The organism is Streptomyces sp. TP-A0356 (assembly GCF_001417775.1).
GTDB lineage: Bacteria > Actinomycetota > Actinomycetes > Streptomycetales > Streptomycetaceae > Streptomyces.
Map to the genome: position 1 here is coordinate 98,186 of NZ_BBZJ01000015.1, position 22,591 is coordinate 120,776.

At 68.8% G+C, this 22,591-nt stretch carries 24 protein-coding genes and 1 pseudogene; 7 read left to right on the forward strand and 18 right to left on the reverse strand.

The annotated features are described in order from the left end of the window. Nucleotides 1-209: 209 nt before the first annotated feature. From ASC56_RS09005 to ASC56_RS09020, 5 genes are all read right to left on the reverse strand, one after another. Nucleotides 210-1,280: an ABC transporter permease gene (locus ASC56_RS09005; RefSeq protein ID WP_234376894.1), complete on the reverse strand. Its 1,071-nt coding sequence runs from the start codon at nucleotides 1,278-1,280 to the stop codon at nucleotides 210-212. 205 nt (nucleotides 1,281-1,485) lie between these two features. Further along, complete coding sequence (locus ASC56_RS40535) at nucleotides 1,486-1,626, reverse strand: hypothetical protein (protein ID WP_159039617.1); 141 nt, start codon at nucleotides 1,624-1,626, stop codon at nucleotides 1,486-1,488. After that, on the reverse strand, nucleotides 1,623-2,045 hold the full coding sequence (locus tag ASC56_RS09010) for an arsenate reductase ArsC (protein WP_055490735.1): 423 nt from the start codon (nucleotides 2,043-2,045) through the stop codon (nucleotides 1,623-1,625). The genes ASC56_RS40535 and ASC56_RS09010 overlap by 4 nt, the downstream gene beginning before the upstream one ends. Nucleotides 2,046-2,076: 31 nt before the next feature. Beyond that, nucleotides 2,077-2,811, reverse strand: coding sequence for an MIP/aquaporin family protein (locus ASC56_RS09015; RefSeq protein ID WP_079102386.1), 735 nt, complete (start codon nucleotides 2,809-2,811; stop codon nucleotides 2,077-2,079). Then, the gene (locus ASC56_RS09020) at nucleotides 2,808-3,203 is read right to left on the reverse strand and encodes a helix-turn-helix transcriptional regulator (RefSeq protein WP_079102387.1); all 396 of its coding nucleotides are present in this window, start codon (nucleotides 3,201-3,203) and stop codon (nucleotides 2,808-2,810) included. The genes ASC56_RS09015 and ASC56_RS09020 overlap by 4 nt, the downstream gene beginning before the upstream one ends. 106 nt (nucleotides 3,204-3,309) lie before the next feature. Here ASC56_RS09020 and arsM point away from each other — a divergent pair, with 106 nt between their 5' ends. Continuing rightward, nucleotides 3,310-4,206, forward strand: a complete 897-nt coding sequence (arsM, locus tag ASC56_RS09025) for an arsenite methyltransferase (protein WP_055490737.1) — start codon at nucleotides 3,310-3,312, stop codon at nucleotides 4,204-4,206. Nucleotides 4,207-4,271: 65 nt separating this feature from the next. Here the strand turns inward: arsM and ASC56_RS40540 are convergent, their stop codons facing one another. Next, nucleotides 4,272-4,412, reverse strand: a complete 141-nt coding sequence (locus ASC56_RS40540) for a hypothetical protein (RefSeq protein ID WP_159039618.1) — start codon at nucleotides 4,410-4,412, stop codon at nucleotides 4,272-4,274. 48 nt (nucleotides 4,413-4,460) lie between these two features. Then, nucleotides 4,461-5,261 (reverse strand): polyphosphate kinase 2, encoded by an 801-nt coding sequence (gene ppk2 / locus ASC56_RS09030; RefSeq protein ID WP_055490738.1) that lies wholly within the window; start codon nucleotides 5,259-5,261, stop codon nucleotides 4,461-4,463. A gap of 432 nt (nucleotides 5,262-5,693) precedes the next feature. Between ppk2 and ASC56_RS43075 the strand changes: the two are divergent. After that, nucleotides 5,694-5,845: pseudogene (locus ASC56_RS43075) on the forward strand (acetate--CoA ligase family protein); the annotation flags it as partial. Between the two features lie 13 nt (nucleotides 5,846-5,858). Then, nucleotides 5,859-6,590 (forward strand): CBS domain-containing protein, encoded by a 732-nt coding sequence (locus tag ASC56_RS09035; RefSeq protein WP_055491058.1) that lies wholly within the window; start codon nucleotides 5,859-5,861, stop codon nucleotides 6,588-6,590. A 34-nt stretch (nucleotides 6,591-6,624) separates the two neighbouring features. Here the strand turns inward: ASC56_RS09035 and ASC56_RS09040 are convergent, their stop codons facing one another. The 8 genes from ASC56_RS09040 to ASC56_RS09070 form a co-directional block, all read right to left on the reverse strand. Continuing rightward, the gene (locus ASC56_RS09040) at nucleotides 6,625-7,227 is read right to left on the reverse strand and encodes a CBS domain-containing protein (protein WP_371330051.1); all 603 of its coding nucleotides are present in this window, start codon (nucleotides 7,225-7,227) and stop codon (nucleotides 6,625-6,627) included. A 381-nt stretch (nucleotides 7,228-7,608) separates the two neighbouring features. Further along, nucleotides 7,609-8,547: an RNA polymerase sigma factor gene (locus ASC56_RS09045; RefSeq protein ID WP_055490740.1), complete on the reverse strand. Its 939-nt coding sequence runs from the start codon at nucleotides 8,545-8,547 to the stop codon at nucleotides 7,609-7,611. 26 nt (nucleotides 8,548-8,573) lie between these two features. Further along, the gene (locus tag ASC56_RS09050; protein ID WP_055490741.1) at nucleotides 8,574-9,068 is read right to left on the reverse strand and encodes a hypothetical protein; all 495 of its coding nucleotides are present in this window, start codon (nucleotides 9,066-9,068) and stop codon (nucleotides 8,574-8,576) included. A gap of 134 nt (nucleotides 9,069-9,202) precedes the next feature. Continuing rightward, nucleotides 9,203-10,489, reverse strand: a complete 1,287-nt coding sequence (locus ASC56_RS09055) for a carotenoid oxygenase family protein (protein ID WP_371330045.1) — start codon at nucleotides 10,487-10,489, stop codon at nucleotides 9,203-9,205. A 323-nt stretch (nucleotides 10,490-10,812) separates the two neighbouring features. After that, nucleotides 10,813-10,935, reverse strand: a complete 123-nt coding sequence (locus ASC56_RS42770; RefSeq protein ID WP_267887618.1) for a hypothetical protein — start codon at nucleotides 10,933-10,935, stop codon at nucleotides 10,813-10,815. Next, on the reverse strand, nucleotides 10,932-11,636 hold the full coding sequence (locus ASC56_RS09060; RefSeq protein WP_055490742.1) for an alpha/beta hydrolase: 705 nt from the start codon (nucleotides 11,634-11,636) through the stop codon (nucleotides 10,932-10,934). The genes ASC56_RS42770 and ASC56_RS09060 overlap by 4 nt, the downstream gene beginning before the upstream one ends. A 34-nt stretch (nucleotides 11,637-11,670) precedes the next feature. Further along, the gene (locus ASC56_RS09065) at nucleotides 11,671-12,276 is read right to left on the reverse strand and encodes a hypothetical protein (RefSeq protein WP_055490743.1); all 606 of its coding nucleotides are present in this window, start codon (nucleotides 12,274-12,276) and stop codon (nucleotides 11,671-11,673) included. 594 nt (nucleotides 12,277-12,870) lie between these two features. Beyond that, the gene (locus ASC56_RS09070; RefSeq protein ID WP_055490744.1) at nucleotides 12,871-13,299 is read right to left on the reverse strand and encodes a DUF2267 domain-containing protein; all 429 of its coding nucleotides are present in this window, start codon (nucleotides 13,297-13,299) and stop codon (nucleotides 12,871-12,873) included. 353 nt (nucleotides 13,300-13,652) lie between these two features. Between ASC56_RS09070 and ASC56_RS09075 the strand changes: the two genes are divergently transcribed. Further along, nucleotides 13,653-15,056 (forward strand): amino acid permease, encoded by a 1,404-nt coding sequence (locus ASC56_RS09075; RefSeq protein ID WP_234376895.1) that lies wholly within the window; start codon nucleotides 13,653-13,655, stop codon nucleotides 15,054-15,056. A 55-nt stretch (nucleotides 15,057-15,111) separates the two neighbouring features. Here ASC56_RS09075 and ASC56_RS09080 read toward each other — a convergent pair whose 3' ends face one another. Beyond that, a complete protein-coding gene (locus ASC56_RS09080) occupies nucleotides 15,112-16,041 on the reverse strand; it encodes an SDR family NAD(P)-dependent oxidoreductase (protein WP_055490745.1) in 930 nt (309 codons plus the stop codon). Nucleotides 16,042-16,082: 41 nt separating this feature from the next. Further along, complete coding sequence (locus ASC56_RS09085) at nucleotides 16,083-16,970, reverse strand: SDR family NAD(P)-dependent oxidoreductase (protein WP_055490746.1); 888 nt, start codon at nucleotides 16,968-16,970, stop codon at nucleotides 16,083-16,085. 72 nt (nucleotides 16,971-17,042) lie between these two features. On the opposite strand from ASC56_RS09085, the gene ASC56_RS09090 reads away from it, so the two are divergent. After that, nucleotides 17,043-17,984 carry a LysR family transcriptional regulator gene (locus ASC56_RS09090; protein WP_199835949.1) on the forward strand — a complete coding sequence of 314 codons (942 nt, stop codon included), beginning with the start codon at nucleotides 17,043-17,045 and terminating at the stop codon, nucleotides 17,982-17,984. Between the two features lie 129 nt (nucleotides 17,985-18,113). Here the strand turns inward: ASC56_RS09090 and ASC56_RS09095 are convergent, their stop codons facing one another. Then, nucleotides 18,114-19,418, reverse strand: a complete 1,305-nt coding sequence (locus ASC56_RS09095) for a cytochrome P450 (RefSeq protein WP_055490748.1) — start codon at nucleotides 19,416-19,418, stop codon at nucleotides 18,114-18,116. Between the two features lie 284 nt (nucleotides 19,419-19,702). Here ASC56_RS09095 and ASC56_RS09100 point away from each other — a divergent pair, with 284 nt between their 5' ends. Beyond that, a complete protein-coding gene (locus ASC56_RS09100; protein WP_234376896.1) occupies nucleotides 19,703-21,325 on the forward strand; it encodes an FAD-dependent monooxygenase in 1,623 nt (540 codons plus the stop codon). 52 nt (nucleotides 21,326-21,377) lie between these two features. After that, a complete protein-coding gene (locus ASC56_RS09105) occupies nucleotides 21,378-22,409 on the forward strand; it encodes an amidohydrolase family protein (protein WP_234376897.1) in 1,032 nt (343 codons plus the stop codon). Nucleotides 22,410-22,591 lie beyond the last annotated feature (182 nt).

Here is a 22,591-nt window from a genome sequence, read left to right on the forward strand (position 1 = left end):
GCCCCTTTCGCGTGGACCTGTCGGCTGCCTCACCTTGGCATCACCACCACCACCGCGCATCCGGAGATCCGCCGCCCGAGGGGCGCGCATGCCGCCGCCGTACTCGCGCTCGGACCCGGCGATGCCGGCCAGGAAGGCGAAGCGGGCGGCGCCGGGCCCGGAGGGACGTGCAGTTCGTTGTCGCGGCGGTCGTCGAGTCCCGATGCGCCCTACGTCGTCTCGGCGTTCCGCCGCCGGAGGATTCCCGGGTGCGTACGAACCCAGAAGACTGCCGTTGCCCCCAGGGCCCAGGCCGCCAGGACCAGGAAGGGGTAGGCGTGTTGGTGGTCGCCGAAGTAGACGGCGGTGTGCTGGGCGTTGACGGAGGCACCCGGGGGGAGCCAGCGCCCGATGAGGCCGAACAGGGAGGGCAGGAGGGGCCAGGAGACAGCACCGCCGGAGGAGGGGTTGCCGATGACGACCAACAGACCCCACGTGGGGAGGATCGCCCAGCGGCCGATGAGGGTGGTGAACATGGTGGAGACCATGCCGGACGTGAACATGGTCAGCGCGAGGATCGCCCAGGACTCGGCGAAGGGCAGGCGGATGGCGCCCAGGCCCCAGTCGACGATGGAAGCGATGGCGAAGGCGCCGAGCATGGCGTAGACGGCGATGAAGGCGACATGTTCCACCGGCCGCAGAGAGCCCGCGTGCGCCGTGAGCTGCATCGCCCCGACGAAGCCGAGGATGACGGCGGCCAGGGAGACGTAGAAGATCGTCAGGCCCCGCGGGTCGCCCTTCTGCAGGGGGTGGATGTCGGTGACGGCGATGGGCACGCCGATGGAGGCACCCACCCGAGGGGCGGACGTGGTGAAGACCTGCGCGACGCTCGCGCCCGAGGCGGAGGACACGTACAGGCGCGGGGCGGCTCTGCCCTCGCCCGGCTCGCGGAGGATCGCGAACGCCTGCTGCTCCTCGATGGCGGTCTTGGCCTGCGCGAACGTGTCGTAGTGGTGCAGCACCAGCGACGCGCCGAGCGCCTTCTCCATGCCGGCGACGAACTGCGCCCGCTTGACCTGCGACTCCGGCACGCCGGTGACGGCGGTCGAAATGCGTCGCGGCGTCGGATTGGCAAAGGCGTACGTGTACGACCCCGCGAACAGGCCGGCCATCGCGGCGATCAGGACGGCCATGACGCTCGCTGCGAAGTACGGCGACCGGCGGAAGGCACCCCAGCAGCCGCCCAGGCACCCACCCGCGACCCTGCCCGGGCGCCGGTCCGACCCCGCACCCGCGTCCATGCTCTCACTCTAAGTGACCGGGTGTGCGCGCGCAGACCGCTGATGCCCGCCGACGGGGTCGGCTCTCGACTTCTTCGAGCCGAGGAGAAGAGCGACTCTCACGGAGCTGGCTCGGCTCGACGACCTCGGAACCGATCAGGCAGAACGGACGGCGACACCTGCCATCCCTCGCCATCCCCTGCGTCGAGGGACGCCGCTAGCCCACCTACCCGCACGCCTCCCAGGTCGGCGCGGTGGTCTCGATGGCGGCGTTGCCCTCGTCGATGCCCAGCTGGTGAATCGTCAGGGCCTGTCCGGCGCGCTCCGGCCGCATGGGCGCGACGCGGAGATCCGTCGTGGTGGTCACGCTGCCGCCGGGATGCCGAGTTCGGCGAGCAGGCCGCGCACGCGCTGCTCGATGGCGTCCCGGATCGGCCGCACGGCGTCCACGCCCTGACCGGCGGGGTCGTCGAGCTGCCAGTCCAGGTACCGCTTGCCGGGGAAGACGGGGCAGGTGTCCCCGCAGCCCATCGTGATGACCACGTCGGATGCCTGCACGGCCTCGGTGGTGAGGATCTTCGGTGTCTGGGCGGAGATGTCGACGCCGACCTCTTTCATGGCCTCGACCACGGCCGGGTTGACGGTGTCGGCAGGGGCGGAGCCTGCCGAGCGGACCTCGACCTGGTCGCCGCCGAGGTGGGTGAGGAAGGCGGCGCCCATCTGGGAGCGGCCGGCGTTGTGGACGCAGACGAACAGCACCGACGCGCGCGGGGCGGGAGCGCTCATGGCGGGAGTCCTTCTCGAGAGTGGGGCGGGGTCAGGAGGAGGCGAGTTCGGGTTCGCCGTGAGGGACGACGACCTCGTCTCCGGCGGGAGCGGGATGGCCGTATACCGCGGCCACGGCGCCCAGTCCCAGCACGGCTCCGAGCAATTGGGCCGTGACGAACGGTGTGACGGAGGCGGGCGCGATTCCGGCGAAGGTGCAGGTGAAGGCGCGGCCGATGGTCACCGCCGGGTTCGCGAATGACGTGGAGGAGGTGAACCAGTAGGCGGCCCCGATGTAGGAGGCCACCGCGGCCGGAGCGAGCGAGGCGCGGCCGATCCGGTCCAGGCCGAAGATCAGCAGGATCAGCCCGGCCGTGGCAACGACCTCGCCCAGCCATAGGTGGCCTGCGGACCGGTCGTGGGTGGAGAACTTCACCAGCGGCTGGGCGAACATCGCGTCGGCAAGGATCGCCCCGCCGATCGCCCCGGCGATCTGAGCGGGCACATAGGCGGCGACGTCCCGCAGGGTGAGGCCGTCGGCGGTGCGGCGGCCGGTGAACCAGGCCGCGAGGGTCACGGCGGGGTTGAAGTGCGCGCCGGAGACCGGTCCGAGCAGCGCGATCAGTACGCCCAGGCCGAAGACGGTGGCGAGGGAGTTGGCGAGCAGCTGCACGCCGACGTCGTGCGAGAGCTCGGTGGCCTGGATGCCGGAGCCGACGACGACCGCGACCAGCAGCCCGGTCCCGACGGCTTCCGCGGCGACGCGGCGGCCGAGGGAGGCGGTCATGCCGTGGCTCCCGCGGTCCGCGGCGTGGCCAGGAATACGGCGAGCTGGTCCAGGACGCCGGGCAGCGCCCAGTAGTACACCCAGGTCCCGCGCCGTTCGCAGTCGATGAGCCCGGCCTGGCGCAGCAGCTTGAGGTGGTGGGAGATCGTCGGCTGGGACAGCTCGAAGGCGGGCGTCATCTCGCACACGCAGACCTCGCCGCCCTCCCGTGAGGCGATCATCGACAGCAGCCGCAGCCGGACCGGGTCCCCGAGGGCTTTGAACACCTTCGCCAGTTCCACCGCGCGCTCATCGTCCAGTGGCGCGGAAGCAAGTCCGTCGCAGCAGCCGCCGCCGACGTCCTGGCCGATCACCTCAAGCTCTTGTTTCGACTGTTTCGACTGTTGGGGCATGGCTCTATGTTGACGTCTTTCGAATCAGGGCGCAATGTTGCATCAACGGATGTCAATGCAGGCCGATCCGGGGCATCGCCGTGCCCTGTCCATCCAGGAGTGAGTCATGAGTGAGCAGTCCACCGACCTGCGCGAAACCGTCCGCCGGCGCTACGCCGCGGCGGCCGTGAAGGTCACCGAGGGGGGCGCCGCCTGTTGCGGACCACAGCCGGTCGAGGTCGACGAGAACTTCGGCTCCGCCCTGTACGCCGCCGACGAACGCGACGCACTGCCCGCCGAGGCCGTGGCCGCCTCGCTCGGCTGCGGCAACCCCACCGCCGTCGCCGAACTCCGCGAAGGCGAACGCGTCCTGGACCTCGGCTCCGGTGGCGGCATCGACGTCCTGCTCTCCGCCCGCCGCGTCGGCCCCACCGGCAAGGCGTACGGACTGGACATGACCGACGAGATGCTCGCCCTGTCCCTCGTCAACGCCGAGAAGGCAGGCGCGACGAACGTCGAGTTCCTCAAGGGCACCATCGAGGCCATCCCGCTGCCCGCCGACACCATCGACGTCGTGATCTCCAACTGCGTGATCAATCTGTCCGTCGACAAGCCGGCCGTCTTCGCCGAGACCTACCGTGTCCTGAAGCCCGGCGGCCGCATCGGCGTCTCCGACGTCGTCGCCGACGACACCCTCACCACCGAACAGCGGGCCGAGCGCGGCGACTACGTCGGCTGCATCGCCGGCGCCCTGTCCTTCACCGAATACCGTGCGGGTCTGGAAGCCGCCGGCTTCACCCTCATCGAGATCACCCCGACCCATTCGGTCGCCGACGGCATGCACTCCGCCATTGTCCGCGCCACCAAGCCGCTGGCCCCCGACACCCCCTCCGAGGCGACGGAGTCGGCCGACGCATGCTGCGGCGTCAACGGCTGCTGCACCTCCGACGAGACCTCTGTCGACCCCGCCCTGACCGTCACCGAGGCCAAGACGGCGTCGGGCTGCGGCTGCCGACCTGTGTGAAGCCTGTGAGAGAGCGAGGGGCAAGCGCCGACGCATGACCGGAAGGTCGGTGGTCGTGCCCGGGCTCAGAAGCGCCCTGCGGCCACAAAGACGCTCAGGACGAGCAGAGCGATGTTGACGCCGATGTTGCGCGCCTCGCGCGCGCCGTGTCCTCTGTGGAGGTCGGCGCGCAGCAGCGTGGAGTGGCTGATGAGCGCGCCCGTCATGACGATCGTGAGGCCCACGGCTGCTGCCGGGTGAGAACCAAGGACGGGTCAGAGGCTCGCGGCGTGATCCGGGACGTAGGTCTGCAGATCGCGCGGCGGGCGTACGTAGCCGGTCGACGGCGGTCGCTCCGGAAGCTCCAGGACCGGAGGCGGCACCTCACGGTAGGGGACCGAGTCCAGCAGATGGGCGATCATGTTGAGCCGGGCCCGGCGCTTGTCGTCGCTCTCGACGACGTACCACGGCGACTCGGAGATGTCGGTGTGCACCATCATCTCGTCCTTCGCCCGGGAGTACGCCTCCCAGCGGGTGATCGACTCGAGGTCCATCGATGAGAGCTTCCAGCGCCGTACCGGGTCCTCCAGCCGCCGCCGGAACCGCTCCTGCTGCACGGCGTCGCTCACCGAGAACCAGTACTTGCGCAGCAGGATCCCGTCCTCCACCAGCATCCGCTCGAAGATCGGGCACTGGCGCAGGAAGAGCTGGTGTTCCTCCTTCGTGCAGAAGCCCATCACGTGCTCGACCCCGGCCCGGTTGTACCAGCTGCGGTCGAACAGCACGATCTCCCCGGCGGCCGGCAGATGCTCCACATACCGCTGGAAGTACCACTGGCTGCGCTCGCGCTCGGTCGGCTTGGGCAGTGCCGCGATCCGTGCCACGCGTGGGTTGAGGTGTTCGGCGACCCGTTTGATGGTGCCGCCCTTGCCCGCCGCGTCCCGCCCCTCGAAGATCACGACCAGTCGGGCGCCCTCCGCCCGACCCCACTCCTGAAGCTTCACCAACTCCGTCTGCAGGCGCAGCAGTTCCCGCTCGTACGTCTTGCGCGGCAGCGCCGCCTTCTTGTCGGCCATGCCGCCTCCACCACCCGATGCGCTAGGTCGACCTACGCCGACGACTTAGGGATCCTTGCGGAGTCACTCATTCCCAGGGTCCAACACCGCGACCCCACCAGCGTGCATCCGGGGACGCCGGGCCGGGGCGCGGCCCGATTTCAGGGCCGAACGGCCCCTCCTCCCGTCCCGGACAGCCCATGGGCTCACCCCCGCGACCACTGGATGCTCGAAGTGTCGAGAGGCAAGGAGGAGACCCGCGATGACGGACGACCCGCTCAGCCGGCCCCCGGTCCACGCCTTGCCCACCACCGCAGCGGTGAAGCTGCTTCCCGCCACCGCCGGCGGAGCCGTTCCTTCGTACGCCGACCCGCAGGCGGCGGCACAGGCTCCGGCCCACGCCACCGACCACGCCGCCTGGCTCGCCCGGCCACTGGGCATGGTTCCCGACCTCGTGTCTCCCGCATGGCGAGCGACCTGCCGCAGCGCGCGGAGGCCGACTTCAACCCCGTCCTTGCGGCACCGAACGAAGTCACCGTCTCGACGCACGCGTACGCCTGCTGCCGGGCAGGCCCCAGGACCCGTACCTGCGCCGGCTCCGCTGAGGAGGGAACGGACATGAAGCACAACAAGGTCGGCTCGGTGATGACCTCGGATGTCATCCGAGCCGAGTACGGCACCCCGCTCAAGGAAGTCGCGCGGCTCCTCGCGGACCGTCGGATCAGCGGACTGCCGGTCGTGGACGACGACGACAAGGTCATCGGCGTCATCTCCGAAACGGACCTGGTGGCCAGACAGTCGGAAGCCCTCGACACGGACGAGCCCGAGCGGAACCTCCGGTTCGCCGAGCCGACGCCCGGGGCTCGCAGCCAGGCCGCCAGGTCCAGGGCCTTCACCGCCGGTCAGCTCATGACCGCACCGCCCGTCACCGTGCACGCCGAGGAGACCATCGCCGAAGCCGCCCGAACCATGGCTCAGCGACGTGTGGAGCGGCTGCCCGTACTGGACGAGGAGGACCGGCTCGTCGGCATCGTCACCCGCCGGGACCTGCTCCAGGTCTTCCTGCGACCCGACGCGGAGATCCGCGACGAAGTGATCGAGGAAGTGCTGATCCGCACGCTGTGGCTGGCACCCAGGACCATCGACGTCTTCGTGGTCGAAGGCGTGGTCACCCTCACCGGCCAATTGGAACGCAAGAGCGAGACGGAGATCGCCGTCTCCATGACCAGGCAGATCGACGGAGTGGTCGCGGTGATCGACCAGCTCACCTACCGCTTCGACGACTCCCGCCTGCCGCCCGACGCGCGGTCACCGCACCGCGTCGCCGACGACCGGCTGCGCAATCTCTGACTCTCCAAGCCTGTCCCTAAGGCGCGGCTGCGAGCTAGAGATGGCAGTCCACGTCCACCACGCCCTCGACGCCCCGCACGAGGCGGACGGTCAGGGGGATCTGTTCGGTGTCCTGGACCTCACCGGTCAAGGTGACAACGCCGTCGGTGACCATGATGTGAATGGGTTCGACCGGGGCGGGGAAGAGCACGTCGACGATGTCGCGCCGGATCTCGTCCGCGATCTCGCTGTCCGGGCGCAGGAACACCTTGAGCAGGTCGGCGCGGCTGACGATGCCTTCGAGCATGCCTTCGTCGTTGACGACCGGAAGCCGTTTGATCTTGCGCTGAGCCATGATGCGGGCGGCCTGGGCGAGGGTGCTTCCGGGGTGTACGCCGGCGGCAGGCGAGGTCATCAGTTCCTCGGCGGTGAGCGCGCCGGCCTTGGCCAGGTCGGGCAGGCGATGGAGCTGTGTGAAGCGGTCGGGATCGCTGTCCCGGAACTCCTCCTTGGGCAGCAGGTCCGCCTCGGAGACGACACCGATCACACGGCCTTCGCCTTCCAGCACGGGCAGCGCGCTGACCTTCCACTGCTCCATGAGCTTGACGATGTCCTTGAACGGGGCGTCACGGCCGACGGCGACGACGGCGCGCGTCATCACATCGCTGACGACGTACGGGGTGCTGGGCACGGTCTCCTCCTCGGGATGTCAGATGCGGCGAGGCACGACCAGACCGTGGCGCTCTACCTTGTATGGCGCCCGGCCACTTCTGGGGCGGCTTGTCATCGTTTCTCCGCGGAATGCCGTGAGGGTTCCTGTTTCCAGCGTGGACGCGCGTCCGCCACGGCACCACTGGCCGCCCGGTCCTGGCAGGGGGCCCTTCGGCCCCATCCTTGCGGGTGTGCGTACGTGGGGGGCGGGGCGAAGAGCTGATCAGGCCCCGCTCGGAGCCTCTCGGCTACTGGCAGTGCACACGTATTGGTCATGGCCGTCGGGGACCGCGCCCGCGACGCCTTCGGCCGCCCACTCGGCTGCGGCTCATTGCGGCGGCTCGGGGAAGACCAGCCGGAGTCTTTGAACTCTTCTGTTCACGCGGAACATGAGCCAGGCGAGGGTCGGCGGGCAGGGGTTGGTGGCGCCGACGGGGTTGGTGACGTCCATTTCCCAGATGGTGATGTCACGGCTGGCCACCACATGTCGCAGGCTCTGGCGTACCCCGGCTTCCAAGGTCTGTTGCATGACCGGGACGGGATGGGTGCGTTCTCCTTGCCGGCTGAGTGTGCCGACCAGTTCGGATTCCGCCGGCCACAACTCGGATATCCCCCGCGGCAGGGTGCCGCGCTCCGATGCCTGCAGAGTCGCCACGGCCTCCTGCCTGCTCTCCTCGGTGAGCACGGAAGCGTCGTCGTGCGCTTGAGTGGCGGTCGACAGCAGCACCCGGGCCATTTTCCCCCTGGCCTGGTTGAGCCGACTTCGCACCGTGCCGACCGGTACCTCGCAAGCAGCGGCGATCTCCTGATAGGAGGTGATGCCGCTGAAATGGCGCAGCATCAGCACCAGCCGAAGCTGCGGCGGCAGTTCCTCCACCGCGTACCAGATCCAGTCACGCATCGCGTGCTGCTCGATGAGCCGCTCCGGGTGCGACGTCTCGTGGTCGCGGAGCTGCAGGTGGTCAAGGCTGTCCAGCCCGGGCGTCTCCCTTGTGGCGCGTAGGCGCATGCGGGAGGTGTTGCGCACGACCGCCCGCAGCCACGCTCCCACGGCCGCCGGATCCCGTACGTCGCCGATGCGCCGCAGCGCCGTCAGCGCGGCATCCTGCATCGCGTCTTCCGCGTCGGGGCCGTAGCCGAGCAAGCTCATCGCCACCGCGCGCATCGGCGCCTGATGGCGGGCCAGCAACAGCCCGAGGGCTCCGGTCTCGCCGGACTGGGCCCTGCGTGTGAGTTCCTCATCCGTGGGTGGGTTGAGGGGCACCATGAACTGAACGCCTCCGTGCCGACGCATCACGAACCGTGTGCTGCTTGGGAGATGGAGTCCCACTTCTCCCACTCGGCGATGCGTGCGGGGTGGACCTTGCGCATCAGGTCGAGGGGGCCCTTGTCCAGGAAGATACGCCGTGCAGGATCCTCGGCGTCCACCACGGCGAGGATCGCCTCGCGGGTGGCGTGTGGGTCGGCGCGCTTTGACGCCGCGCTCAGCGAGTTGCCGGCGCGGAAGTCGTCGTACGCGCCAAGCCGTACGCGGTGGACCGCCGAAGAGCGACATCGAGTGATCCGAAGTGGTCGGCCGCCGCACGGACGGCCGCGAAGCCGGCCTTGCGGTCGGTGACGTCCAAGGCGACCGGCAGTTACCGCGTTGCCGTACCGCTCCACCAGAGGAGTGAGAGCGCCGGTGTCGCGCGCCGCGGCTGCGACCCGGTCGCCCCGCTCCAGCGCGGCTTCGTCCCACTCCCGCCCGAAGCCCCTGGACGTGCCGGTGATGAACCATGTCTTGGCCATGGCCGAATTCGCCTTTCCATCGTCGCTCGACACCCGCCGGGCAGATCCTGGGCTTCGAGGCCCGGTTCGCCTTGGGTCTGAGCGTGATCGGGTCAGGTCTCGGAGGAGAACTGGCCTCTGGCGGCCGAAGCACTTCAGGGCCGGTGGACGGGCTCCGGTAGCCAGCTTCCGTGGAAGCCGGCCGGGACGGGGTACGGCAGTTCCACCACTGCTTGGACGGAGAGCTCTGCGGCGTTGAGGACGAGCAGTTCCCCGGCCTCACCGTCGTCGTTCGAGATGAGCGACAGGAGCCGGCCCTCGTCCTCGCTGGTGCCGTCCGCCGCCGGTACGAAGACCGCCTCGCCGGCGTAACGGCTGCCGGGCGTCTGGTAGGCGTGACTGGTGTGGCGCGTGAGGTCGTGTTGGGCGATGCCGTCACCGGAGACGGTGTACAGGTAGCGGTTCGGGCGCCCGGTGAGGGTCTCGTTGTGTGTGGGGAACTCGGCTGCCCGGTCGTCCAGTCCGGACTCGGTGACGCGGCCGATAGCCGGGTCCAGCGTCCAGCGGTGCAGGACGGCGGGTGCCTGGGAGTGGCCCGGTTCCAGCACACCGGGCAGGCCGCTCGGGCCTGTGGGTCCGCCGATGTCCGCCCAGGCGTTCTGGAAGCCGGCGTGGTCGTAGCGCACCGCGTCCAGCACGATGCGCCCCTGCGCGTCCTCGTACGCGTTGCCGACGTGGAAGACGTAGCAGGGATCGACGTCGTACCACCGCACGTCGGTGCTGCCGGGCGTGCGGGGCATGACTCCGAGCCGCGCGCCGTACTCCTCGTCCCACCGGTAGGGCATGCCGCCGCGCCCGGCCAGGGCGGGGTCGAAGACGACGGGCAGGTCCATCCAGACGATGTGGTGCTCGGTGATGGCGAAGTCGTGCATCATCGTCGGGCCCGGCACCTCGATCGGCCGGCTGTCGAGCAGCACTCCCTCCGCGGTGACCCGGTGGTAGGTGAGGTAGGGCGGGGTGAACCCGGTCCCGAACAGGTGGAGTTCGCCGGTGACCGGGTCCTCCTTGGGGTGAGCGGTCATCGCGGTGGTCAGCCGCCCGCCGAAGTCGTACGGTCCGACGGTCTCCAGCGATGGAGAGACCCAGTAGGGAAGGCCGACCTCGCACAGGGCCAGCACGGTGTCGGCGTGCCGGATCACGTGGGTGTTGGCGGGCGTCTCGGTCAGGTCGATGGTGAAGTCCTCGCGGATGAACGGATGTCCCTCCAACTCCCGCGTGTGTACCGACCGGTTGCGGTACCACTCGGCACGTCCGTTCCGCAGGCGGATGCCGTGGAGCATGCCGGGACCGGTGAACCAGTGCCCCTTGTCCTGGCCGGGCAGTGGGTTGGGGCCGTTGCGCAGATAGCGGCCGTCCAGATCGGGCGGCAGGGAGCCCCGCACGGTGAGATCGGCCGCGTGTGTTCCTCGGGGACCGGGGCGAAGCGGCCCCTGAGATACAGGGGAAGAGCTGTCTGGTCGGTCATTCTGCCTTCCTTGTCGAGCCGCATGCGGATTCCGCGAGAGTCGCGGAATCCGATGGGGATGGCGAACGTCCTGGTGGCACCGGAACAGTCGTGGACTGTGCCGCGGATGTTGATCTCGCCGTGGTGCGGGCCGCGTCCTCGATCATGTCTGTGACGATGCCCGGGTGGCTGGTCATCGCCACGGGTGAGGCACCGGTCACCTCGACGATCCGGGCATGGGCGCGCCCGTGTTCGAGGCGTTCAAGAACGGTGTTCGTGATCACCGGGATCGGCCGCGGCGGTGGACACCGGAGGGGTGGCTGCCGCTGTGGTCGCGGCGCCCGTGGCGAGCAGGGCACGCAGCTGCTTGCGGAAGTTCCTCATGCGGTGGTGGTTCCCGAGGTGGCCTTCTTGATGAGCGCGGCGACCTCGCCGGGCTTGGATACGTAGACGGCGTGGCTGCCGCCGGTCTCGGTCACCGTCGAGCCGGCCCGCTCGGCCATGGCGCGCTGGGCCGGTGGAGGGATCATGCGGTCGTCGGTGGCGACCAGGTAGAAGCTCGGCTTGGTGCGCCAGGCGGGCTGTCCGACCGTCCCGCCCAGGGCGTCCAGGCCCCAGGGAACTTGGGAGTCGGCCAGGAATCGTGCCTCGTCGGCGGGCAGGTCCCCGGCGAAGGATGCGGCGAACTTCTCCCGGTCCAGGAAGAGGAACCCCCCGCTGGGGGGCAGGATCGGCGGCATGGGAGCTCCGGGCGGAGGGTCGGCGATGAGGGTGTTCACGGACTCGCCCTTGTCGGGCGCGAACGCCGCGACGTACACGAGTGCGGTCACGTTCTGGTGATGGCCCGCTTCGGAGATCACCGCGCCGCCGTAGGAGTGTCCGACCAGCACGGTCGGGCCGTCCTGAGCGTCGAGTATCAGTTTGGTCGTGGCGACGTCACCTTCGAGCGAGAGCGTGGGGTTCTGGACCACGCTGACGGTGTAGCCGTCGGCGCGCAGCAGGTCGTAGACCCCTTTCCAGCCCGATCCGTCGACGAATCCGCCGTGGACGAGAACGACGTTCCTTGCTTCTGGGATGGTGCTCACGATGTGCTTGCTCCTTCGCGCCGTGAGTTCTTGGTCATACGGGGTTGCGGAATGCGTACGGAGGGGACGGCCTATCGGGGAAGGGCCGTGCCTGGGCCAGCAGTCGCGACTGGGCCCGGGCGGGGTAGACCTTCGTGAAGACGGCGGGGCCGACGAGGCCGGCGACATGGGCGGCGATGCCCACCCAGGCCGGGGCGTTCACCGCGCCGCAGACGGCCAGGCTGACGCCGATGAAGGTGAAGCCGGCGCCCCAGGCAGCGGTGATGTGGTTGTTGACCCGGATGAACTCCGGCATGTCCCAGTACTCTTGAGGTGTCTGGCGCCGGGCGATGCCCAGCGTGAAGGGGCGCCGGATCGCCAGGGTTCCCCAGGCGGTGGCGGCCAGCCAGCCGAAGGAGACGACGTCGGTGTGGTCCGCCACGGCCGAGTCCGGTTTGGTGACGGCCACGGCGCCGACGACGACGAAGTACGCGACGGTGCTGAGTTCCAGGATCAGAGCATCGAGGCCGACCCCGCGACGGCGGTCCTGCAACAGGAGCAGCAGTCCCGAGACGAGACCCGCTATCGCGCCCCAGCGCCAGTCGAAGGACGAGACGACGCCGGAGACGATCCAGGGGATGAACCCGCGCAGATAGCCCATTGAGTATTCCTTGGTGAAATGAAATGGACGGCTGCGGAGGGGTGCTGTTCCGAAGCCGCTCAGTGACCGACACCGACTAGATGCGTGGCGGGGGTCAAAGTTCGAACATCGGAGTGTGACGCTCGTCACATGTCCGCTGTCGTTGGCTCCCAGGTCGGCGTCGCACTGCCGCACGAGACTGTGCGCGCATGGAAGGGCAGGAGCCGAGTGCGCTCGCTGCCGGGTGCTGGCGCACGGGCTGCGACAGCTGCTGGCCCTGGGCCATGACTTCCCGCAACGGGCGGCGACCGCAGCAGCCGTTGTCGCCGGACGGCGGCCGTGATGGGCAGTCCTGCGAGACGAGCGCATGCCCCTCCAGTGTCTGAGTAGACACGCGCCGCGGCACAAGACGGTGCCGCGGCTCACCTCCGAACCGCGGCACCTCGCGACCAGTCCCGCAGGACCATCCGCTGGCCCACGGCGTTCCCCAAAACCCGCGAGCGATTCCCCACCGCCGCGCAGGCACAGCGATATGTCGTTGTTCATGCGCCGGCCGGGCAGCACCGCAGGGATGCCGGGAGGATGGGCGCGAGCATCGCGGCGGCCAGCCGCTCGTCAGGGCAGCAGCTCCGCGAGATCCTTGGGAAGCACGGACTTGATGTCCTCCCACTCGCCCTCTGTGACATGGCGGCTGAGGGCCCGCAGGACCGTCCGGGCCAGTTCCTCCATGCCGCCTTGGACCTCGTACGGGAACTGCTGCCGCAGACGCTCGAGGAACTCCTGCTTGCCGACTTTCTCCGGCGCTCGGTCCGGATCCCACCCCTCGTAGTAGAACCCGCGAACCAGCATGGGTAGCTGAGCCCCCAGATGCGCGGCTTCTTGCACGGTCAGGCGATCGCGGAGCAGGTGCAGAACCGACCTCAGGGCGGCATAGGACTGGTTCCGGCGCTCCTTGGGCCATCCGTATGACTCTTCGATGTCCTTGAGGAGCCGATTGGTCTTGTCGACCGTCGTGTCGAATGAGGCGAAGCCCGTCTCAACCATCGCTCAGTTCCTTGTCTCTACAGCGTGCGCGCAGCGTGCTGCTTAGGATTGCCTGTAGAGCGCCCAGGGAGCGCAACTCCCGGCGCTGTTCCACTCCTCCGCTCCGCCGTGACACTCGACCAGGCGTACACAGGGATGCGATGACGCCGGTCGGTTCCCAAGCGGTGCCCAGGATCTCGGCCGGACCCCCGTGCCGTCGTCGGCTCCCGGCGTCGGGTCGTCGCGGTGATCTCCAGCTCCCCGTCACAAGCAAGGTGCGACGCGTCAAAGATGCGTATGCTTCCCGGCGGTGTGCCGGGAAGTCTGGTCGGCGATGCGGTCAGTCATGCCGTCCGTCCAGTGAGGATCAGCCGTTGACGAAGCCCATCCGCGACCGGCGGTCCACTGCTGCTCGCATCGCTGCTCTGCTGCATGCCCAGCCGGTGCTGCTGGTTGCCTTCGCGTTCGCCGTAATGGCCGATCCCGTTTCGTCGGTCGCCTACGCGATCGAGGCCGCGCTGCGGGCGCTCCATGGTGACCTGGGACTGCTGCTGCCGACGATGGGCCTGGTGGTCGGCCTGATCGCGCTCGTGATCGTCAACTACCACCAGCTGGTGGGCCGTTACCCGCAAGGCGGGGGCGCCGCTGCCGCCGCCGGGGAGGCGTTCGGCGAGGCGTGGGCATTCGTGCCGATCGGCGCGCTCTTCGTCGACTTCGTGCTGACCATCGCCATCAGCTCGTCGGCCGGCGCCTCCGCGATCATCGCGTACCTGCCCGCAGCGGCGCCGTGGCGCATTCCGCTCGCTCTCGCACTGACCGCAGGGGTGGCCGGGCTGACCTGGTTCGGCCACCTGGGGCGGGCCGTCTTCGCGGTGATGACGCTCGCCTTCATCGCGATCACCGTGGCCGTACTCGTCGAAGGGCTGGGAGCACCGGTCCACCCCGTCGGCACGATCACGCACACTCCCCCGCACTCCGCCCCGCTCGCCGTGGCTCTCGCCTTCCCCGTCGCGATGGCGCTGGCCACCGGCGTCGAGGCACCGTCCTCGGCCATCGCGCAGCTCGGCCAGCTCGATGACAACGGCCGACGCCACTTCGGCCGGGTCACCTTGTGGCTGACCCTGGGCATCGTCGGTGCCATCACCCTGGGGCTGACCGCGGAAGCGGTCCACTTGAAGATCGGCATCCCGCCCGCCGACAGCACGCAGATCGCCGAACTGGCACGGCGAGCCGCTCCCGGCGAACTGTACGCCGTGTTCCAGCTGGTCACGGCCCTGTTGCTGCTGTCCGCCGCGTCGTCGTCCTTCCAGGCCGGCCCCGGCCTGCTCAAAGCACTCGCACGCCGCCACGGCACGGACGGCAGCGGTGGCACGGGGATCCTGCCCGCGGTGTGGGGCAAGACCAATCGCCACCACACCCCGTACTGGGGCGTCACGCTCTTACTCGCCGTCTCCGGCGCGGTCATCGCTGCCGCCGGCGGCCAGGACCAGCGCCTCGTGCTGTTCTACGCCGTGTCGGTCTTCATGTCGTTCCTGGCCGGACTGATCGCCATGGCCCGTTTCTCGGCCTGGGAAGGACGCCCGTTCCACTTGGTCGTGAATGTCGTCGGCGCGTTGGCTGTCACCTTCGTCCTGCTCATCAACCTCGCCCGCGGGGAGCCCATCGCCTCCCTGGCAGCGGCGCTCCTCATCGCCGGGCTGCTGTACCGCCTGTGGGTGAAGGCGGGACGCCCGCGCGGCGTTCGGGACGTCGCCGCAGAGGCAGAACACGTCGAGTAGAGCGCGGTGAGCACCGGCATGCGCAGCGTAGGCGTGGGCGCCGGGTTGCGCATCCTCAGCCGGCGCCTGTCAGCAGGTCCTGCGACAGCGTCCACAGGCGTCGTGCGTTGTCGGGTTCAACGGCGTACCGGGCGACGCCGTGCAGCGTGCCGGAGCGCCGGTCGACGACCTCGGTCTCGTTGCAGTCGACGAAGTAGCGGCCGCCGACACCATCGAGGAGGGGGGAGGTCGCGAGGAGAACGGAGGTTGCGGCGCCCTGCTCGACGGTCTTGATCAGGTGGGCAGGGACCCTGCCGCTGCCCCGGCCACCGGTGTGGCGTTGCAGGTTCGTGTAGATGGCGCCAGGCATCAGGGCGTTGGCGGTGATGTTGTCGCCGGCCCAGCGGCGGCTCGCCTCCACCGCGAAGAGGACATTGGCGGTCTTGGACTGACCGTAGGCGAGCCACGGATCGTAGGGGCGAAAGGCGAAGTTGACGTCGTCCCACACGATCGGTGACTGCTGGTGGCCGGTGGAACTCACGACGACGATACGGGCTTTGCCGTCGGCGGCCAGCGCGTCGTGCAGGCCGGTGGCGAGGGCGAAGTGGCCCAGGTGGTTGGTGGCGAACTGCCACTCCCAGCCCTGTTCGGTGTACTGCTCGGGGCAGGCCATGACGCCCGCGTTGTTCACCAGCACGTGCAGCGGGCCACGCCAGGCGGCGGTGAAGGCAGTGACGGACGCAGGATCGGCCAGGTCGAGGTGCGCGACATGCACCTCCTGGTTGCCGGTCGACCCGGTGATGTCCTTGGCGACGCGTTCGCCCGCCGCCACGTCCCGGACGGCGAGGGTGACTGCCGCACCGGTGGCGGACAGCGCGCGGGCCGTCTCTGCCCCGAGGCCGGAGGAGGCGCCGGTGACCACCACACGGCGGCCGGTGAGGTCGATCCCTTCCGCGACCTCGGCAGCCGTGCTGGAGAGACCGAACGGGGTGGTGATGGCATTCAAGATGAACTCCTTGCCGTGTGCTGAAGCGTGGGTGATGGCGTTCAGGGCGTGAGCATCCGGTCCTGTTCCACCGGCGGTGTGCCGTCGTGCCAGGGCAGGGCTTTGCCGAAGCGGACCAGCTCGCCGTAGAGCGCGGGATCGGCGTGCTCGGCAAAGATCAGGTCGAGCACGGCTCCGGCGGCCGCGGCCGGTGACTGGGCCTGGCTGTAGTCGCTGAACCAGGGGCGCGAGGTGGCGGTGTCGACCATGCCGGGGCACACGGCCGCGATCAGAGTGTCCATGGCGAGGTCGTGTTCGCGGCGTTCGGCGGCGACCGCGCGGATGGCGGCGACCTGAGCCACCTTCGAGGGCACGTTCAGCCAGCGTGGCCAACCCGCCTCTGCGGCGGTGTTGTTGTGGACCGCGCTGCGCCAGGACTCGACGGCGTACTCGACCTGGTCGAGGCTCGCGCCGTCGAAGAGGTGGTGCAGCCGAGGGTCGAGGTGGCCGAGGGTGCCGAGGCTGCTGGCCACGACGATCAGTCGGCCGCCCGGACGCAGGACCGGGCCGAAGGAGCGCAGGATCCCGTGGGTGGCGGTGTTGGAGACGTCGATGAATTCGTCGGCCCGCTCGGCCTGTGACTCCTCGGGCAGCAGGCGGGCGACCGCATTGGAGACTACGACGTCGATCCCTCCGTAGCGGGCCTGGAGGTCCTCGGCGAGGTGGACGATGGCGTCGGTGCCGGTGACGTCCAGGACCCGGCCCTCGACGCGGGCGCGCGTGCCGGGCAGCTGGGTGACCTCGCGGGCGGCGTCCGTCACGCGCTGGTGGCTGCGGCCGGTGAGCAGGACCAGGTCGTCCCGGTTCATGCGGGCCGCCAGTCCTTCGACGAGAGCGCGGCCGAGTCCTTGGTTGGCGCCCGTGACGAGGGCGATGCGTGAAGCGTTCATGCATGCCACGCTAAGAACGCCCGCGTCCATGAGTCCAACGAGAGTTCCGCACGGCTAGCATGCGTGATCGTCATGGACTTCAATGATGTGTCGCTGACCGCGTTGCGTGTCTTCCGCGCGGTGGCCGAACAGGGAACCTTCACCGCGGCCGCGGCGTCGCTGGGCTACACCCAGTCGGCGGTCTCCCGGCAGATCGCCGCGATCGAGCGGGCGGCGGGCGCGGAGCTGCTGGAGCGGCGACGCGACGGAGTACGGCTCACCGCGGCCGGCCGCGTCGTCATGCGCCGCGCGACCGTCGTGCTCGAGGAGATCGAAGCGACCGCGAGGGAGCTGTCCGGGCTTCCCGGACAGGCCGGCACGGTCCGTCTGGGATGGTTCCCCAGCGCCGGCGCCGTGCTGCTGCCCCGAGCGCTGGTCACGCTGCGTCACACGGACCCCGACCTGAACGTCGTCGGCCGGGAGGGCAGTACCCCGGCACTGGTGCGCGCCCTGCGGGCCGGCAGCCTGGATCTGGCCCTGCTCGCGTCGGCGCCGCCGTTCCGGCCTCCGGACGCCGAGTCGCCCCCGCTCGCGTTGCAGACACTCACCGAACGTGCGTTGCGCCTCGCGGTGCCCGCCGGCCACCCACTTGCCCGTGGCGACTTCGTCGACGTGGCCGACCTTCGCGGGCAGCGCTGGATCGCGGGCTCCCCCTCGGGAGAGGATCGGCTGTTGGGCGTGTGGCCGGGCCTGGACGAGCGGCCCGAGATCGCCCACATCGCCCGCGACTGGCTGGCCAAGCTCCATCTCGTCGCCGCCGGCTGTGGGCTGTCCACCGTGCCTGCCGCCCTCGCTTCCGCCGCGCCACCGGGTGTCCGCATCCTCCCTGTCCGCGGCGGGCCCCAAGAACAGCGGCGCCTGCTCCTGGCGCGTCTCCCCCACCCGCCGACCGAGCCGGTCACCCGCGTGGCAGCCGCCCTGCGCGCTGCGGCCCTCGACGCCGACACACCCGCTCCGTCCTCGCCACCCTCGTGACGACAGAACCGAGCATGTGCGGGGTCGCCTGCACCGGTGCGTTCGGCGGCTGCCTCTGATGTCGCCGGCCCCCAGGACGGCCAGACACACCCTCAGACATCTGCCCGGAGAACTCTGTCACCGGTGCTGTTACCCGATGTCGGGCATCTCTGATGCCCAGTCGTCGAGGATCCGTGAGGGATCAAGGACGACAGGCAGTCGTTGCAATCCCCGGAAGGCGGGGAATGGAACGGTGAGCCATTCAGCTTCCTCCGCGGGAGCCACCAGGTCGATCCGCGGAAAACGGTCGAAGAGGGTGGTCAGTGCGATTTGCATTTCCATTCTTGCCAGTGGCGCACCGAGGCAGTAATGGGGTCCCGTGCCGAATCCAAGGTGACTGCTCTGCAGGCCCTGTCTCGTCACGTCGAACTTGTCGGGTGACTCGAAGCGTGCAGCATCCCGGTTGGCCGACGTGATGGAGATCTGCACCAGGGAACCTTTAGGGATGAGCGTTCCCGCAATGGTGATGTCTTCGAGCGCGTGTCGGAAAGTTGCGTTCTCAACCGAGCCGTCAAAACGGATGATCTCCTCGATCGCGTTCGGGAGGAGCTCGGGAGAGGCGATGATCTGCTGAAGCTGATCTCGGTGGGTGAGCAGGTTGAAAACCGCGTTGCCGATGAGGTATGCGGTCGTTTTGTGTCCAGCGAAGAGGAGGACCCACAGGGTCGACAGGAGTTCACCGTCGGTCATGGCACCCTCTTCGTCCTGGGTGCGGATGAGGACGCTGAGCAGATCGTCGGAAGCGCTTCCCCTTTTGCGCGTGATGAGTTCCTGGAAATAGTCGCGCAGGGTGTTTTCAGCCTCGGCCAGACGGGCTTTGTCTTCCTTGCTGAATCCTGTCCGCGCTACAACGCTGCACCATTTCTGGACGTCGTCTCTCTCCTCTTCGGGTACGCCGATGAGCTCGCAGATCACCTTGAGTGGAAGAGGGAAAGCGAAAGACGGCAGGAGGTCGACCGGGGCCTGGGTGGTGCAGTCGTCCAGCAGCGTATCGGTGATCTCCTGGACACGCGGACGCAGGGCCTCGATGCGGCGGGGAATGAAGGCGCGGTTCACGATCCGGCGCAGCCGAGTGTGCTTGGGGGGATCGGAGAAGAGCATGTTGTCATCCAGGGCGATGGAGGAGTCGCCGAAGATGGTGCGGTAGGCATCGATGGCCGCGTACATGTCTTTGCTGATCCGCGGATCAGCCAGAGCGGCTTTCGCGTCTTCATACCGGGTGATCAGGTAAGTGTCCACGCCATGCGGCGGCGTGAGGCGGCAGACGGGGGCGGCCTCACGCAGGTGCTGATAGACGGGGTACGGATCGGACCTGTATGCCGGGCAGCCGCGGGACGCTGCCGCAGCTGCCCGGGCCGTGGGGTCCTGAGGCTCCGTTTCTTGAAGCTGGGTCATCGTCGGCCCTTCTGGTTCTCTTCCCGCGGCAGCGGCGAGTCTGCTGGAACGCTGCATACATTGACACGTAGTGAGGCGATAAAACGAGATTCACCCGGCCACGTTGGACGAGGCTCAACCCACCGTCGGCCGACTGGAACGCGGGTCGCCGTAAGCGTGGTGAGCCGTCCGGGGGAAGGCAGGATTGCCGTACCTGGGCGGCAGGGGACAGTTCTTGGGCTGGCCGCGTCTTGGGATAGGTGCTGCCCGCATTACTGCAGGAGTTTGATGGAGAAGGGCGGACCGTGGAGAAGCGTGACGGAGTCACTGTTCCGGTATTGGTCGTAGGCGGGTCGCTCGTAGGGCTGTCTGCATCAGTCTTTCTAGGACGACTGGGAATCAGTCATCTGGTTGCCGAACGCCACGCGGCCACATCAGAGCACCCCCGTGGCCGGGGCAACAACATGCGGACGATGGAGCTGTTCCGTACCGCGGGACTGGAGCGGCAGATCAGAAGAGCGGCGGCCGCCCTGGCGGGCAACCACGGGATCATGCAGGCGGACACGCTCTGTGGCGGGCAAAGACGGTGGCTGTCAGCCCGGATCACCGGCCGCCCCCCGGAGGCGGACGTGTGCTCGACACTGAGGTGCGCGTGCAGTCAGAACGACCTGGAACCAGTGCTGCTCGCGCACGCCCGCAACCTCGGCGGGGATGTGCGCTTCGGCACGGAACTGGTGTCCTTCACCCAGGACCAGGACGGGGTGAACTGCACCCTGCGGGACCGGGAGAGCGACCAGATCCATACAGTGCGCTCGGCATTTCTCCTGGCAGCGGACGGGCCCCGCAGCCCGGTACGCGAGCGACTGGGAATCGGACAGAGCGGACAGGGCGACCTGTTCCACAATGTCAGCGTCACCTTCCGCAGCAAGCTGCTACGCGAGGTGGTGGGAGAGCAGCGTTTCCTCGTGTGCTACCTCAACGGCTCGCAGGGTGAAGGAGTACTGCTGCCCGTCGACAACGAGGAGCAGTGGGTCTTCCACGTGCCGTGGTTCCCCGAGCGGGGGCAGACGCTCGAGCACTTCACTGATGCCCGCATCACCGACCACATCCGAGCAGCGGCAGGAGTGCGTGACCTTGATGTCGAGGTCACGGGCCGGGCCCCATGGCATGCCGCGGACCGGGTAGCCGAACGATACCGGGAGGGGCGGGTGTTCCTTGTCGGCGACTCCGCCCATGAGATGCCCCCCACGGGGGCCTTCGGTTCCAACACCGGAATCCAGGACGCCCATAACCTGGCCTGGAAAATCGCGGCAGTGCTCCGTGGCTGGGCAGGCGCAGGCTTGCTGGACACCTACGAGACCGAACGGCGGCCGGTTGCCCTGGCAACCAGCGCCCGAGCCATCGTGCAGGCAGCACGGGAGCAGCACCCGGGCTATACCCCGTCGCAGGAGGCCGGCCAGGGAACCGATCTGATGACCACTTCCCTCGGCTATCGGTACGTGTCTGCCGCGGTGGTCGGCGCCGACCCCGACGCACCCATCATTCCCGAATCGCTGTGCCTGAAGGCCGACCCGGGCACTCGTGCACCGCACATGCCGGTCAGATACATGGGCACCGCCATCTCCACCATTGACCTGTATGAGCGGTCCTTTGTCCTGCTGTCCGGGCTGTCCAAGGGGCCCTGGATTCCAGCGGCTCGTGCGGCGGCCAGGAAGCTCGGCGTCCCGATCAGCGCCTACAGTGTCGGGCCCGGCCCCGAATTTGATCTGGATACCGGCAGTGCGGACTGGGCAGCCGTCCACGGCACTACCCCAGCAGGCGCCGTTCTGGTCCGACCTGACGGCTTCGTTGCCTGGCGGGCCGACAGCATCCCGGCCGGCCCGGAACAAGAGCTGACGCAAGCTCTGCAAGCCGTCCTCAGTTGCTGACCCACCCTCGTCCTCAGCCGGCCCAGCCGCATCAGCCTTCAAGGAACTCTCCGTGCCCCAGTCCGTTGACACCACCCGGCCTCACGCTCCGGCCGAGGCCGGCCACCGCCACAAGGCAGACAGCAGCACCGACGGCTGCCACGAGCGGGTGGACATGCACCATCACTACACCGCACCGGAATGGGTGCAGTGGGCCGAAGAGCAGGGAATCGCCAGCCGCGACAGCCTGCCACCGTGGACCCGATGGGACGCCGACGCTGCCCTGGGGCTGATGGACGAGGCAGGAATCCGCACCAGTGTGGTCACCGTCGCCATGCTGGGACGCCTCAAGGAGCCCCGGATGCGCAAGGAGAGCGCCCGCGTCGCTCTGGAGGCCGCCGGCAACCTGACCACCAGCCATTCCGGCCGGTTCGCCTTCTTCACCCCGATCTTCCTCGACGACGCCGAGCTGTCCAGCTGGTCCGTCACCTATGGAATGGACCAACTCGGCGCCGTTGGAGTCAGCGCCCGCACCAGCGTGGCCGGCATGTACCTCGGCAATCCCGACTTCGACCCGATCATGGCGGAGCTCGACGAACGCTCCGCTGTGATCAGCACACACCCCATGGAGGTGCCCACCGCCAGCACCTCCGAGGGAGTACCGCCCTACCTGTGCGACTTCCTCATGGACACGACCCGCGCCGCACTCAGCCTGATCATCAACGGCACCCTCGATCGCTTCCCTCGCCTCACCTTCATCCTCCCGCATGGCGGCGGATACCTTCCCTACATCGCAAGCCGTATCGAAACCTTCAGCCGCCAACTCACGCCCAGCGTCGAACCCTCCCGCGTCCGTGACTACCTGCACCGCTTCTTCTACGACACTGCCGGCCCCATGTCCCCATCAGCCACCCCCACCCTCCTGGCCGTGGCAGGTCCCTCACGCATCCTCTACGGAAGCGACTGGCCACCCACCCCCGCCCGCGTCGTCACCGGCACCACAGCACCCGCCCTGGACAACGACCCCGCTCTCAGCGAACAGGACCGCAGCAGCATCAACCGCGGCAACGCGCTGCGAATCCTGCCTGCACTCACCCGCACCTGAACACCAAGAACGGCAGCCACCCGTGACACACCCGCGGTGTCGGGGAGGTGGAAGGTCAGGTTCTGCCTGGCCAACGGTTGGCCTCGTGGTACGCGTCGGCACACCCCGCGCTCGTTTGATTCATGTGGGGACACGCCGACCGGGTCGCAACCGACTGGCTGGTGCGAGTAGGCCTAGATTGA

Bases quoted from the DNA above. Each gene is read 5' to 3' on its own strand.
- ASC56_RS09005 (WP_234376894.1), bottom strand. From the start codon at position 1,280: ATGGACGCGGGTGCGGGGTCGGACCGGCGCCCGGGCAGGGTCGCGGGT.
- ASC56_RS09010 (WP_055490735.1), bottom strand. From the start codon at position 2,045: ATGAGCGCTCCCGCCCCGCGCGCGTCGGTGCTGTTCGTCTGCGTCCAC.
- ASC56_RS09015 (WP_079102386.1), bottom strand. From the start codon at position 2,811: ATGACCGCCTCCCTCGGCCGCCGCGTCGCCGCGGAAGCCGTCGGGACC.
- ASC56_RS09020 (WP_079102387.1), bottom strand. From the start codon at position 3,203: ATGCCCCAACAGTCGAAACAGTCGAAACAAGAGCTTGAGGTGATCGGC.
- arsM (WP_055490737.1), top strand. From the start codon at position 3,310: ATGAGTGAGCAGTCCACCGACCTGCGCGAAACCGTCCGCCGGCGCTAC.
- ASC56_RS40540 (WP_159039618.1), bottom strand. From the start codon at position 4,412: ATGACGGGCGCGCTCATCAGCCACTCCACGCTGCTGCGCGCCGACCTC.
- ppk2 (WP_055490738.1), bottom strand. From the start codon at position 5,261: ATGGCCGACAAGAAGGCGGCGCTGCCGCGCAAGACGTACGAGCGGGAA.
- ASC56_RS09035 (WP_055491058.1), top strand. From the start codon at position 5,859: ATGAAGCACAACAAGGTCGGCTCGGTGATGACCTCGGATGTCATCCGA.
- ASC56_RS09040 (WP_371330051.1), bottom strand. From the start codon at position 7,227: ATGACGCGCGCCGTCGTCGCCGTCGGCCGTGACGCCCCGTTCAAGGAC.
- ASC56_RS09045 (WP_055490740.1), bottom strand. From the start codon at position 8,547: ATGGTGCCCCTCAACCCACCCACGGATGAGGAACTCACACGCAGGGCC.
- ASC56_RS09050 (WP_055490741.1), bottom strand. From the start codon at position 9,068: ATGGCCAAGACATGGTTCATCACCGGCACGTCCAGGGGCTTCGGGCGG.
- ASC56_RS42770 (WP_267887618.1), bottom strand. From the start codon at position 10,935: ATGAGGAACTTCCGCAAGCAGCTGCGTGCCCTGCTCGCCACGGGCGCC.
- ASC56_RS09065 (WP_055490743.1), bottom strand. From the start codon at position 12,276: ATGGGCTATCTGCGCGGGTTCATCCCCTGGATCGTCTCCGGCGTCGTC.
- ASC56_RS09070 (WP_055490744.1), bottom strand. From the start codon at position 13,299: ATGGTTGAGACGGGCTTCGCCTCATTCGACACGACGGTCGACAAGACC.
- ASC56_RS09085 (WP_055490746.1), bottom strand. From the start codon at position 16,970: ATGAACGCTTCACGCATCGCCCTCGTCACGGGCGCCAACCAAGGACTC.
- ASC56_RS09090 (WP_199835949.1), top strand. From the start codon at position 17,043: ATGGACTTCAATGATGTGTCGCTGACCGCGTTGCGTGTCTTCCGCGCG.
- ASC56_RS09095 (WP_055490748.1), bottom strand. From the start codon at position 19,418: ATGACCCAGCTTCAAGAAACGGAGCCTCAGGACCCCACGGCCCGGGCA.